The sequence below is a fragment of the Bradyrhizobium sp. Ken01 genome, from assembly GCF_055807355.1.
The window spans coordinates 116,587-129,180 of the sequence record NZ_JBVVPC010000017.1 but is presented as its reverse complement, the minus strand read 5'-3'; the positions used below and the strand labels follow the sequence as shown (position 1 = coordinate 129,180).

Below are 12,594 nucleotides of genomic sequence, written 5' to 3'. Positions count from 1 at the left end.
TGCAGCCTCCATCCTTGGCACGGCGACGCGAATCTACTGCGAATCTATGATTGCGAACTTGTGACTCAGGACACTAGCTCAGCATACACCTCAAACGGACGACTTGCATTTACGGCCGCGTCTGACGTTGCCAAAAGAGCCAATGGCAGCGCAAAAGATGCAGCAACCAACGCAACTTGCGCTGATCGAAGGCGACCACTAGCCGCTGACCTAAAAGTCGTACGACCGCGCTGCAGAAAGTAACCGGCCCCCAAGATGGAGATCGTGGTCATCGCCGTCAAAATCCATATCCCCGGCCAATCGTGGCGTCGGAGGTATACTGTCCAAGCGGCAAAGACGACGGATGGCACGACCATCCAAGTCAACACATAGAAAGTCGACAGTCGAGCAAGCTCAATTCCATCCAGCATCGACGTACCAGATCTCCGGCGGACATAACTACCCAGCAACCACAGCTCGGCTTTTCGATGCCTCGGTTCTCCGTCAGGAAATATGCTGGGCAGGTCAGCAAACTCCTCCCATACTTGTTGAAGGGTAAGTAGTAAGTATAGCCACAAGGCCACGATTAACGACGGCATCGCCACGACAAAAACGGCAGTCGGCACAGTTATTGTTGTGCCAAGAATTGGAAATGAACCACCGTTCGAGAGCAATGACTGATCGGACACGTTCAGGAGTCCGATGACTAGGGTAATACAAGCGCCGATTACAGAAAAAAGAAGAGTAATGGCCGACTTAGATATCTCCGACAGTCTCTTCAAATTTGGAAAATCAGCCGCGGCCCCCGGTAACGTTGCAGCTTCGAGGTTAGCGCCCGACAACTGCTTCGCGGTCATTCCCCGACAATCCACGAAGTTCGCGCCAGTCAAAACCGCTTGCCGGAAGCTAGTCCCTGCGAGCAAACACCCTCTAAAAACTGCTTGCCGCAAATTACTGCGATCAAAGCGCACGTTGGTCAAATCGCAATTTTCGAATTCGATATGGTCGAGGTTAACATCTGTAATATCGCGATCTTTAATCGACTTCTCGGACAGCCTTGCAGGCTTTCCCTCGGTGCCGCCCGACACAATCCAACGTTCGTGAGAAGCGAAGCAGTTGTCTATATCAAGACAGATCGCATCAATTTCCGCCATTTGCCCCTCGCAAATTCGACTAGAATTGCAGAAGCAGCTCGACTTAGCAACCTCAACGGGTAGACCAGTGGGTCGCCTCGCGCACCCGCTTCATCCCGGAGCAGCTCATCTATCTGTTCGAGCGCACCGCCTGGCCGAAAGCCGCCGCCGGCGCGGCCCGCACGGCGGCGCAAGGGCCAAAGGTCGACATCGGCGCGCGGATGCGGGGGATGTGGCGGTAGACGGTTGCAAATGGACCCGACGTTGCGAGAAGGCTCGGCGCACACAGACGTTGGCGATCGAAGGGGTTTGACGGATCGCATGTGAAGCTAAATTTCTGACTTCCTACTTCCCCGAAAATTGCCAAAGTGAAGAGGCCACGATCATGATTCCTATCAAGCAGACAGCATATCGCGGTGCACCCTTCATGGAGACTTTGTTGAGCCCTACCTCGATTGCGCCAGCGCCAGCTTGAGGCGCTCTATCTTCTGTCTTTTTTCCTCCTTTCTCACTGGCCGTCTTGGCCGTTGAAAAAATATCATCCGGAAGAAATGCACCGCCGAGGGTTACGACTATGCCAAGCATAAGCCTTGGCAGAGGCACAAAGACAACGAATAGTAGAAAAGCCCAAAAAGCGTTGAAGCTTGCGACAACGAGGGCCCATAGCCCGCCAATCCCCCAAACCAGCAGATACCATCCTTCAATCAGTATCCAAATGGGCCACGGAACGCGGATGGTCTCCGCGTGCGCGGTTTCGATCCCCGCCAAGTAGATGGTAACGACCGACAGCACCAGCGCTAACGTTGACATTTTCGGCGACATTGCAAATACCCCCGTGCCTTCGCAACCGAAACTAGAAATACGTATTAGAAAATGAAAACCACACCAATCCACCCCAAACGGGTGTGCAGATCCACACGCGAGAACACAATCTAACGTAGATAGATCAAGTTGTCACTTCGTAGCCAGGCCGCCAAGGGCAACCGCCATGTCTATGCCTCGCGCACCCGCTTCATCCAGAAATCCCTCATCCGTTTGTTCGAGCGCACCGCCTGGCCGAAAGCCGCCGCCGGCGCGGCCCGCACCGCGGCGCAGGGGCCGAAGATCGACATCGGGGCAAAGATGCGCGGGATGTGGCGGTAACGCCGGCTACGCGCCCAGCCGGTCGAACTGGACCTTGCCAGCCTTCATCACCAGCGGAATGTGCTCGCCCTGGCCGAGCAGGCAGGCCACGTCGCGCAGCGGATTGCCGTCGACCACCAGCAGGTCCGCAATGGCTTCGGGCATGACGCGACCGAGCTTGCCCTCCATGCCGAGCACCTCGGAGCCGATCAATGTCGCGCTGGCGATGACGGCGCGCGGCCCGAGAATTTCGGCACGGATGCGGAATTCGTCGCTCTGCAGACGCTGCGACGGTCCGAGCAGGTCGCTGCCGAACCCCATCTTCACGCCGGCGTCGCGGTAGATCGTGAGCGAACGCAGGCCGGCGTCGCGGACATCGGCGATCTTGGCCACGCTCTCCGGCGGCAGACCATATTGGGCGCCCTCGTTGGCCAGCGCCTCGTAGGTGACGAGCGTCGGCACCACATAGGCGCCCTTCTCGGCCATCAGTTGCGCGGTCGGAGCATCGACCAGATTGCCGTGCTCGATGGTGCGCACGCCGCAGCGCACCGCGCGCTCGATCGCGGCAGCGGTGTAGGCGTGGGCAAGCACATAGGTCTGACGCCCGCGCGCCTCCTCGACGATGGCGCGGATCTCGTCCTCGGAGTAGCCGAAGGCGCCGACCGGATCGGTCGGTGAAGCGACGCCGCCGGAGGCCATGATCTTGATCTGATCGGCGCCCATCTGGAGCTCTTCGCGGGCCGCCTTGCGCACGCCGTCGACGCCATCGGCAACGCGCGCCAGCGCGCCGACACGCACGCAGCAGGGGCACGGTGCGTCGCTGGCGAGATAGTCCGAGCGCGCCCGCATGTCGCCGTGGCCGCCGGTCTGGCTCAGCGCACGTCCCGAGACGAACAGCCGCGGACCGTCGGTGAGACCGGTCTCGATCGCCTGCTTCAGCGCATGGCCGGCGCCGCCGGCGTCGCGCACGGTGGTGAAGCCCCGCCGCAGCATGCCGCGCAGCAGCAGCGTCGAGCGCAGCGTCACCAGCACGTTGGGCATGTGCACCTGCTGCGCCAAATTGAGCTCTACGGCGATCGCATGCACATGCAGGTCGATCAGGCCGGGCATCAGCGTCTTGCCCTTCAGATCGATGGTGCGGTCGGCTTCCACCTGGAGCGGCCGATCGGAGACCTCCTTGATCAGATTGTCCTCGACCATCACGTGATGTCCCTCGAGGAGGTCCGGCTGAAGCGGGTCGAGCAGAGCGGCGTTCTTGAAGAGCACACGGGACATGACGACTTCCTGTCTGATCAGGACTGGGTGAGCAGCGCGGGCAAGGCGAGCTGGGCGAATGGAAGACACGCTGCGATATCGTCCTCGCCGTACCAGCCTGCCTCATGGAGTAGATTGAGCGAGCCGAGCGTGCGCCCGCGCCAGCACACGGGCATGTTGAGCACGCTTTCGCAGCCGAGCGAAGCGATCAGCTCGTGATCGGAAAACACCTCGCGCAGATCGTCCCGGGTGCGGCCGATATAGCCCTCGCCGCGGTCGAGCACGGCCTCGGTCCACGGCCCCGGCGCCAGGCGCTTGCGTCCGCCCGCGGGGTAAGGTCCGGGGAGATTGGAATACACCCGCGCTGCTTCCCTCGTGTCGTCGTCATAGGTCAGGATCGTGAACAGCTTGTGCCCGATCGCCGATTTCAGGGCGTCGTCCAGCGCCGAGTACAGGGCATCCGGCTGATCCGGCCTGCCCTGCGCGGCCGCCACCGCGCAGAGCAGCGGATCGGATCGGTGTTTCGTCTTCCTCATGCGACTTCGCCCGCCGCGATCTCTTCCAGCGAACGGCCGCGCGTCGGCACGCCCATCAGCACCACGGTGAGCGCGCCTAACAGCAGCACGCTTGTGGTCAGGCCGAACACGCCTGCGAAGCCGAAATTGGGATAGAGATAGCCGACCAGGATCGGCGAGACGATCGCACCGATGCGGCCGATCGCGGAGGCGAGCCCGGCGCCGGTGGTTCTCACCGCCGTCGGAAATACCTCGGCGGTATAGGCATAGACGCCGGCATAGGTACCGTTCATGAAGAAGGACAGCAAGATTCCGGCGACCATGATGTGCTGGTCGCTCTGCGCGAATGCAAGCCCGAGCGCGCTGGCGCCGCCGAGCACCATGTAGGAGGCGATCGTCGCCTGCCGGCCGATGCGCTCGTTGAAGTACGCGGCGCTGAAATAGCCGGGGATCTGCGCGCAGTAGATCGCGATCGAATAGGCGAAGCTCTTGGTGATGCTCATGCCGTTCTGGACCAGAAGGCCGGGGATCCAGACGAAGAAGGAATAGTAGCTGAACGTGATCGTAAGCCACATGATCCAGGTCATGATGGTGATGCGCGCCTGGCGGCCGGCGAGCAGCGCGGCAAAATTGGCAAGCAGCGTCCCACCAGTCACGGCGGGCGCCGTGATTTCGACGACCGGTTGCGGCAGGACGTGGCCTTGGCTCACAAATCCGGCCTCGATCCTGTCGAGCACGGCTGCGGCTTCCTTCTCCCGGCCCCGGCTTTCCAGCCAGCGCGGCGATTCCGGCAGCGCCCTGCGCCACCACAGCAGCATGACGACCGGCACCGCGGTGATCACCAGAACGATGCGCCAGCCGTTCTCATAGGCGGGCACGATGAAATAGCCGAGCAAGGCTGCCGCGACGAAACCGAAGGAGAAGAAGCCGGCCAGCGCGCCGGTAAAGCTGCCGCGGTAACGCCGTGCGACGAATTCCGCCAGATAGGGCGCAATGATAGCGCTCTCCGCGCCGGTGCCCATGCCCGCGACGACCCGGGCGGCGAAGAAGGACGACCAATCGTTCACCGCCGCGCTGACGATGGATGCGACGCAATAGAGCGCCAGCGCCGACATCATCACCGCACGACGGCCGATCAGGTCACCCAGCGTGCCCGCCAGCAGCGCGCCGAACAGGAAGCCGATATAGGTGCTGCTGCCGAGCACGCCGATCTGCACGCTCGACAGATTCCAGGTCGTGCGCAGCACCGGCAGGATGAACGCCAGCACGGCTGCGTCCATCGCGTCGAACATGTAGCCGAGCCCGCCCATCAGCAGCAGATGCCCGTGGAAGCGTGCAAATGGAAGGCGCTCGATGCGCGCCGAGATCATCGACATGAAAGTCCCCTCTGTCTGGCGGCCCGGCACTCCGCTCATTCCCTGGGGAACCATAGACAAGGAGATATTATCGTCATAATTTATAATCATGATCTAGTACATCACTGTGGTGAATGTTCTGTCGTTCCGAAAGCTCGACCTCAACCTGCTGAAAGTGTTCGAGGCGCTGATGACCGAGGGCAGCGTCACGCGCGCCGCCAACGCGCTTCTGATGACGCAGCCAGCGGTCAGCAACGCGCTCGCACGCCTGCGGGACGCGCTCGGCGATCCCCTGTTCGTCAGGTCCGGCACCGGCATCCGTCCGACCCAGCGCGCCGTGGTGCTGTGGGAGCCGATCGGCGAAGCGCTCGAAACCGTCCGTGGCGCGCTCGACGAGCAGGTGTTCGATCCGCGCCGTGCGCAGACCGAGTTCAGCCTGTCGATGTCGGATTATGTCGCCTCGCTGGTAATGCCGAACCTGCTGAACCATTTCGGCAAGGTCGCGCTGAAGGCGCGAATCCACACCGTTCCCAACACCGTCGTGGAGATCGCCGACCAGCTCGAGGACAATCGCGTTGATTGCGTGCTCAGCGTCTATGTCAACGAGGCGCAGCAGCCGGCCGCCATCCGCTCGCGCTCGCTGTGGACCGTCGACTACGCCTGCTTCATGCGGCGCGGCCATCCCCTCGCGGCGATGAAGCGGCTGAGCACGCGCAGCTTCCTCAACGCGGGGCATGTCGATGTGAGCCTCGCCGGCAAGACCTTGCCGTCCTACGACCTCTTCCTCGCCTCGCGCGGGCTGTCACGCAACCTGGTCGCGACCGTCAATCACTACAGCGCCGCCTACGAAATCGTGCGCCAGTCCGACCTCGTCGCCGTGCTGCCGAGCGATCTGCGCTCGCAATCCCGGCACGCGCCGTTCCTGCACGCGATGCCGCTTCCGCTCAAGGCGCCGCCACGCATCGTCAGCCTGTTCTGGCACCAGCGCAACGACACCGTACCGGCGCAGCGCTGGCTGCGCGAGACCCTGGTCGAGATGTTCGCCAGGTCCGACTGAAGCCACGGGCGGCGCGCCCCCCCGACACCATGAAAAAAGGGAAACAATGGGTTTCTCGAAGCAGCATTGTGCACCAGTCCGCGCTGCCTAGCTGCAACCGAGGCAATCCCCTCCCCCAGTGACAGGCGCGCAAGCCGCGCCCGCAGAGATCTCAGCAATGACCGCACCACTCGAATTCGGACTGGACACCTTTGGCGACGTCACCAGGGACGTCTCCGGCGCGATGCTTCCGCACGCGCAGGTGATCCGCAACGTCGTCGACGAGGCGGTGCTCGCCGACGAGCTCGGCCTCGACTTCATCGGCCTCGGCGAGCATCACCGCGCCGACTTCGCGATCTCCTCCCCTGAGACCGTGCTGGCGGCCATCGCGTCGCGGACCAGCCGCATCCATCTCGGCTCAGCCGTGACGGTGCTGAGCTCGGACGATCCGATCCGCGTCTTCCAACGGTTTGCGACACTCGATGCGCTCTCGAACGGGCGCGCCGAGGTGATCCTCGGCCGCGGCTCGTTCACCGAATCCTTTCCGATGTTCGGCTTTGATTTGCGGGCTTACGAAGCGCTGTTCGAGGAGAAGCTCGATCTGTTCGCAGCACTGCTGTCGCAAGAGCCGGTGACCTGGGAAGGCAAGCTGCGTCCGCCGCTCAAGGGGCAGCTGGTCTATCCCCCGGTCGAGAACGGCACGCTGAAGACCTGGATCGGCGTCGGCGGCAGTCCGCAATCGGTGGTGCGCGCCGCGCATTACGACCTGCCCTTGATGCTCGCGATCATCGGCGGCGATCCCGCGCGCTTCGCGCCCTTCGTCGATCTCTACCACCGCGCGTTCAGGGAGTTCGGCCGCCCGGCACAGCCGATCGGCGTGCACTCGCCAGGCCATGTCGCCGAGACCGACGAACGGGCGCGCGAGGAGCTGTGGCCCGACTACAAGGCGATGCGCGACCGCATCGGCAAGGAACGCGGCTGGCCTCCGATGGGCCGCGACGAGTTCGTGAACGAGGCCGAGCACGGTTCGCTCTATGTCGGCTCGCCCGAGACGGTCGCGCGCAAGATCGCCAAGACCGCAAAGGCACTCGGCATTTCGCGGTTCCAGCTGAAGTATTCGGCGGGCCCGCTGCCGCACGAGAAGCTGATGAAGAGCATCGAGCTCTACGGGCGGAAGGTGGTGCCGATGGTCAGGGAGATGATGGGGTGACTTGCGCGCTACGAAAGCCCGCCTGCGCCGTCAGGCTACGGAGCGGCAGCCTCCGTTAGCTTCGCTTGACGCTGATCTGGGCTGGCTCGCCCAGCCGTAGCTCGCGAAGCGAGCGAAGGATGGTGGGGGAGGCAGGACTCGAACCTGCGAAGCCATAAGGCGGCTGATTTACAGTCAGCTCCCTTTGCCACTCGGGACACTCCCCCGCTCGACGGCAGCACAATCGGGCCGGACCTTGCCGGCGACCGAAGACGGCCATGGAACGTGAAGGCCGCGACAGCCCGGATGGGGGCGCGACCGGGCGCGGTTATCGGCGAAGCGGTGGGGTAAAGTCAACCGAGGCGAACAGCTAAAATCGCCCCCGACACCACCCAAATTGCCATATTCCGGGACCCGTGACACAAGCGAGCCCATGAAGGATCGAAAATTCAACCCGAGGGGCCCCCGCGGCGGGTCTAAGCCCTTCAACAGGCCCGGAAAATCGGCCGGTCGCCCGGCCCGGCGCGATCGCGATTCGGACACCGACGGACCTGTCATCCTCTATGGCTGGCACACCGTCACCATGGCGCTCGCCAACCCCCAGCGGCAGATCCGCAAGCTGACGCTGACCGAGAACGCCGCAAGGCGTCTGGCGGACGAGAACATCGCGATCCCGGTCACGCCCGAGATCGTCCGGCCCCAGGAGATCGACCGGCTGCTGTCGCCCGACGCCGTGCACCAGGGCCTGCTCGCTGAGGCCGATCCCCTGCCCTCCCCCGACATCGAGGATCTTGAGCACGACGGCATCGTGCTGGTGCTCGACCAGATCACCGATCCGCACAATGTCGGCGCCATCCTGCGCTCGGCTGCGGCCTTCGCCGTGAAGGCGATCGTCACCACGGCGCGCCACAGTCCGGAAGCGACCGGCGTGCTGGCCAAGGCCGCCTCCGGCGCGCTGGAGCTGGTGCCGATGGTGACGGTGCAAAACCTCGCCCGGGCACTGACCACGCTGAATGAGCTCGGCTTCCAGACCGTCGGGCTGGACAGTGAAGGCAGCGCGGATCTCTCCGAGGTCACCCTGCGCGAGCCGCTCGCGCTGGTGCTGGGCGCTGAAGGCAAAGGCCTGCGGCAATTGACACGCGAGACCTGCAGCGTCGTGGCGCGGCTCGACATGCCCGGCGAGATCAAGAGCCTCAACGTCTCGAATGCCGCCGTGCTCTCGCTCTATGTCGGCGCCAGCCGTCTCGGGCTGATGAAGCGGTAACAAAACAAAAGAAAACGCCCGTCCGCATGCGGACGGGCTCTCGCTGGTTCAACCGATCAGGCGATCAGTAATAGCGGCGCAGCACACGGTGGCCGCCGTAGTACGGCGCATGGCGCGGGGCGTAGCCGTAGCGCGGACCGTAGCCGTAGTGCGTGCGCGGCAGATAGCCGGCACGCGGGCCGTAGCCGTAGCGATACGGACGGTAATACGGGCGGCGGTAGGGATAGGCGGCCGGCGCTTCGACCGCGGCGGCGCGATAGCCATAGCCGTGCCCATAGCCATAGCCACGGCCGTAGCCGTAATTGGCGGGCGCAACCACCGCGTCCTCACGATAGGTCGGATACGGCGCGAAGGCGCCCGGGCCGGTGTAGGTCGGGCCCTGGTTCACGTGATAATATTGCGTGGTGGGCTCGGCGAGACGCTCATAGGCGCCGTAGCCGTAGCCGTAGCCGGCCCCATAACCGCCGCAGCCGGTGTTGCAGCCGGAATAGACCGGCGCGACCGGCTGGCACGGATCGAAGCCGCAGGCCGCGGCGGGCGCGGTGGCGGCGAACATCACGGCAGCCGCCGCGACCAGTCCCGAAATCATCTGACGCATTACTCTCTCCTGTTGATTTCCGTTTTTTGGATTTTGTCGTTTCTTAACCCGGCGGTCTGCCGGGCATCTCTGCACGCGGCCGCGGCCGAGGACGCCGCGGATAGTCGTTGATCTCAGGCGCGAGGATCACCGGCGGCGGATTGACGGGCACGTCCATCTGCGGCGGCAGCGGCGCCGATTGCGCGCCCCAGCTCTGGTAATAGCCCTCGGCGGGCTTGGGCAATTTGCGGTTCGCGGGCGGCTCGACCTCGAGCCGGCCATAGCCGGGCCGCAGGCCCAGCGTCGGGTAGTAATGGCCGACTTCGGCGGGCTGGCGCTCGGGGACATAGCGGCCGCCATAGATCGTGGGCTGCACTTGCACGTTCTTCCCCAGGCCCCAGGTCCCCTCGACCACGGCATAGGACGCGTCGATGTTGTTGATGATGATGGGCACGCCGGGGCGGCCGGGGACGACGATATCGAAGCCGCCGCCGGCAAACGCCGTCGCGGGCAGTCCGATCAGAAAGGCGGCGAGCGCAGATGCGCGCATGAGGGGATCCCATTTATCCGGCGACAACCTACCCGATGGCGACGCAGAGAGGGTTAAGGCCCTGTCACCAATTGCCGGTAAGCCTAATGTGTAAGGATTGCGCGCCGCTCAAATCCTCCAAAGCGAGCTAGCGAAGCGTTAACGCCGCCGGATCCTGCAGTCCGGAACCATGGCGCGTGCTCACTTCCGTTTGACTATCGCCGACGAAAATCCCCCGGTTTCAGCGGAACGTCCGGCGTCCTTGGCGTTTAGCCCCCGTCAACAAAACGGGAGCCAAACAATCATGAACGTCAAACTTCTCGGAGCCACGGCGATTGCGGCGACCCTGGTGGCAGGCTCTGCCATGGCGCAGGCCGTGATCACCAATCCCGGCCGTTGCGCGGCGCAATTCCCCAACGCCAACTGCCAGAACGTCGGACCGGGAAATCCGTACACCGATAGCGGCTATCGGCATCGTCGCGTGTCCTATCGCCAGACCAACAACGGCGACTGGAATAACGACTGGAACAGGAGCCGCACCGGCTTCTGGCCGACCGACGTCGCCGCCGGCGCGGTCGGAACAGCCGCTGGCGTGGCCGGCGCAGCCATCGGCACTGCGGGCGCGATCGCCACCGCGCCGTTCCGTGCCCCGAACGACGCCTACGCCTACGACAATCGTTGGGATAATTCGTGGAATAATTCTTGGGACAATCGCGGGTGGGACACCCGCACCTACGCCCAGCGCAACGGCTTCGTTTGCACGCCCGGCACCTGGTTCAAGGGCCAAGACGGTCGCCGGCACATCTGCCAGTAAGGCGGCTTGAACCGAACGCGACAGATCAGGCGGCCCTCGGGCCGCCTGATTCATGTCTGCATCGGGGATCGCGGGTTCTGGCACTTTCCGGTCAAGTCTGGTATTGCGCGCGCACGCGGGCGGATAGACCCGGCATACGCCGGCCCTGCCCGTGTCTCCAGGCGTCGCCGGCTTAGCTCAGCGGTAGAGCAGCGGTTTTGTAAACCGAAGGTCGGGGGTTCAATCCCCTCAGCCGGCACCAACGTTTACAATGACTTAGCGCAGAATGTAGCCCCGATTTTTCCAGATCAAGGCGCGAATGGTGTTGGGGGATACAGGGCTACACTCCGGTAGTGAAACTCGCAGAGGTGTCAAGCCAGCGAGAGATGCTGCGCCAGAAGCGGGGATGGCGCGACATGCGGTTCTTGCTGCTCTGCTCGAGCTACATTGACCTTGACCGCGAGATTGGCGTCCTCGGTACTGTCACGACGCGCGCCGTCCAATACTTGCGCGGTGTGAAGGATGAAAGGCGCGAAGTAGAGATCCTCGCGGCGCCGCGCTCGATTCGGTTGCCAGCATTCCCAGAAGGCGATCGCGAGACGAACCTACTGGCTCTCATGCTCCAATTGTTCGGCAAGTCCGTCATATTCTTCAGTCAGATCCTTCAGCTTTTCAGCGAATTCCGGGTGAGCCGCCCCTTCGGCTAGTTGACGCAACCACACGGCCCTTCTGCGCGACCTTTCCGCGTCAAGATCGATCGGAGCTTTCAGATGCATTTGCTCTTCCTCCTATGCTCACAGAAAAGCCGCCCCGAAGAGCGGCCTTTCCATTCTTGAACGTGATTGTGTGCGGCGTTCCAGCGCCGTCTTTGGCAGACGTCGCAGCATACTCCCACTCCTCGGGAGATTACCATCGTGCAACCCACCAGACCTTTCGTGCTGCCGACAGTGTTGCGCTAGGCTCGCGGACACGCCGTGCTTTCGTGGCTTGATCACCGAAAAACTTTCGAAATGTGCCAAGCCATACAGGCAAGTAGAGCAATGCAGATGCCCCCCTGCCAATTGAGGTTTTTGACACAGAGCCACATTCACGACCGAACCTTCCCGCCCGAACGGATGTCCTGATAGTCAGGATTTTCCCGACGGGCGACAAGCGATCTCCCGACTGCCTGGCGAGCTGCCAATCACTACATTCCGTTCGGCCTAAAGTGATCGTTCATGGAAAATCCCGGCGAACGCATATTTTTGAGAGCGCCCCGGCCGGCATCTTTTTTCCGCAGCATCAGAAACACGTAGAGCCGAAAACCTTTGCGTGTAGATGCCGCCAAGTCTCAGGCTGCAGGCATGGCCTTGCGTGCGTACACTTACCTGCCTGCTTCTGTCCGCATGTGCAATTGCTTGATCGTCAACTTCACTCTACCCTCCACGCGCGTTGTCGAACCACGCGCTCCTCACAAGAGCCGCTCGGCAGGAGTCATCTGAATGTATGGCAGCCTGCTGCTACTCGTTATTCTAATCGCTGTCTCCGCCTTCGGCCTCGCTGCCTTAGAGGTCGCGGCACGTCGATCGTCTGGCGGTAAATCTCAAGTGACCAGGCCGAAGCGGCGTGTGAGATAATCCACGTTTCGCAGTCGGTCCGCTGGAGATCGCTCAGTCGATAGCGACCGTGCAACGGCAGCTATCGCGGCGGCCTGTCCTTTACCGGCAGATGCGCATTCGGAGGCGAATTCGGTGCGCCACTCGTTGCATATCATTGTCCGCTTCATCGAATGGAACGCCCCGGCTTCTCCGGTGGTCCATCACCGCATTGCTTTGGGATGCTTGTCCAGCAGTATCGATAGAACCCGGG

The 12,594-nt window shown here is 62.8% G+C and carries 13 protein-coding genes and 2 tRNA genes; 7 read left to right on the top strand and 8 right to left on the bottom strand.

The genetic code is table 11. The features are described 5' to 3' along the window. Positions 1-65: 65 nt before the first annotated feature. Both AC0L3S_RS18490 and AC0L3S_RS18485 read right to left on the bottom strand, forming a co-directional pair. Positions 66-1,133, bottom strand: a complete 1,068-nt coding sequence (locus AC0L3S_RS18490; protein ID WP_473280312.1) for a pentapeptide repeat-containing protein — start codon at positions 1,131-1,133, stop codon at positions 66-68. Positions 1,134-1,457: 324 nt separating this feature from the next. After that, positions 1,458-1,934 carry a hypothetical protein gene (locus AC0L3S_RS18485; protein ID WP_473280310.1) on the bottom strand — a complete coding sequence of 159 codons (477 nt, stop codon included), beginning with the start codon at positions 1,932-1,934 and terminating at the stop codon, positions 1,458-1,460. A gap of 129 nt (positions 1,935-2,063) precedes the next feature. On the opposite strand from AC0L3S_RS18485, the gene AC0L3S_RS18480 reads away from it, so the two are divergent. Then, positions 2,064-2,255, top strand: a complete 192-nt coding sequence (locus tag AC0L3S_RS18480; protein ID WP_473280318.1) for a hypothetical protein — start codon at positions 2,064-2,066, stop codon at positions 2,253-2,255. A gap of 6 nt (positions 2,256-2,261) precedes the next feature. On the opposite strand, the gene AC0L3S_RS18475 is transcribed toward AC0L3S_RS18480, so the two are convergent. Genes AC0L3S_RS18475 through AC0L3S_RS18465 form a run of 3 tightly spaced genes read right to left on the bottom strand, consistent with a single transcriptional unit; the run spans position 2,262 to position 5,379 of the window. Next, complete coding sequence (locus tag AC0L3S_RS18475) at positions 2,262-3,509, bottom strand: metal-dependent hydrolase family protein (RefSeq protein WP_473280309.1); 1,248 nt, start codon at positions 3,507-3,509, stop codon at positions 2,262-2,264. 17 nt (positions 3,510-3,526) lie between these two features. Next, a complete protein-coding gene (locus AC0L3S_RS18470) occupies positions 3,527-4,024 on the bottom strand; it encodes a GAF domain-containing protein (protein WP_473280307.1) in 498 nt (165 codons plus the stop codon). Further along, positions 4,021-5,379: an MFS transporter gene (locus AC0L3S_RS18465; RefSeq protein ID WP_247437775.1), complete on the bottom strand. Its 1,359-nt coding sequence runs from the start codon at positions 5,377-5,379 to the stop codon at positions 4,021-4,023. Before AC0L3S_RS18465 ends, AC0L3S_RS18470 begins: the two co-directional genes overlap by 4 nt. A 106-nt stretch (positions 5,380-5,485) precedes the next feature. Here AC0L3S_RS18465 and AC0L3S_RS18460 point away from each other — a divergent pair, with 106 nt between their 5' ends. Both AC0L3S_RS18460 and AC0L3S_RS18455 read left to right on the top strand, forming a co-directional pair. Further along, on the top strand, positions 5,486-6,415 hold the full coding sequence (locus AC0L3S_RS18460; protein WP_473280305.1) for a LysR family transcriptional regulator: 930 nt from the start codon (positions 5,486-5,488) through the stop codon (positions 6,413-6,415). Between the two features lie 157 nt (positions 6,416-6,572). After that, positions 6,573-7,604, top strand: coding sequence for an LLM class flavin-dependent oxidoreductase (locus AC0L3S_RS18455; protein ID WP_473280303.1), 1,032 nt, complete (start codon positions 6,573-6,575; stop codon positions 7,602-7,604). Between the two features lie 120 nt (positions 7,605-7,724). Here AC0L3S_RS18455 and AC0L3S_RS18450 read toward each other — a convergent pair. Further along, positions 7,725-7,810: transfer RNA gene (locus AC0L3S_RS18450), tRNA-Tyr, on the bottom strand. 206 nt (positions 7,811-8,016) lie between these two features. Here AC0L3S_RS18450 and rlmB point away from each other — a divergent pair. Next, complete coding sequence (gene rlmB / locus AC0L3S_RS18445) at positions 8,017-8,847, top strand: 23S rRNA (guanosine(2251)-2'-O)-methyltransferase RlmB (RefSeq protein ID WP_473280301.1); 831 nt, start codon at positions 8,017-8,019, stop codon at positions 8,845-8,847. 64 nt (positions 8,848-8,911) lie between these two features. On the opposite strand, the gene AC0L3S_RS18440 is transcribed toward rlmB, so the two are convergent. Further along, positions 8,912-9,445 (bottom strand): hypothetical protein, encoded by a 534-nt coding sequence (locus tag AC0L3S_RS18440; protein WP_085383403.1) that lies wholly within the window; start codon positions 9,443-9,445, stop codon positions 8,912-8,914. 43 nt (positions 9,446-9,488) lie between these two features. Next, a complete protein-coding gene (locus AC0L3S_RS18435; protein WP_473280299.1) occupies positions 9,489-9,974 on the bottom strand; it encodes a hypothetical protein in 486 nt (161 codons plus the stop codon). Between the two features lie 283 nt (positions 9,975-10,257). On the opposite strand from AC0L3S_RS18435, the gene AC0L3S_RS18430 reads away from it, so the two are divergent. The 3 genes from AC0L3S_RS18430 to AC0L3S_RS18420 all read left to right on the top strand — a co-directional run bounded on the left by AC0L3S_RS18430 (position 10,258) and on the right by AC0L3S_RS18420 (position 11,453). Then, positions 10,258-10,767 (top strand): hypothetical protein, encoded by a 510-nt coding sequence (locus tag AC0L3S_RS18430; protein ID WP_473258527.1) that lies wholly within the window; start codon positions 10,258-10,260, stop codon positions 10,765-10,767. Positions 10,768-10,933: 166 nt separating this feature from the next. Further along, positions 10,934-11,008, top strand: a tRNA-Thr gene (locus AC0L3S_RS18425). A 124-nt stretch (positions 11,009-11,132) separates the two neighbouring features. Next, entirely contained in the window at positions 11,133-11,453 is a 321-nt protein-coding gene (locus tag AC0L3S_RS18420) for a hypothetical protein (protein ID WP_473258529.1), read from the top strand. The last annotated feature ends 1,141 nt before the right edge of the window (positions 11,454-12,594 follow it).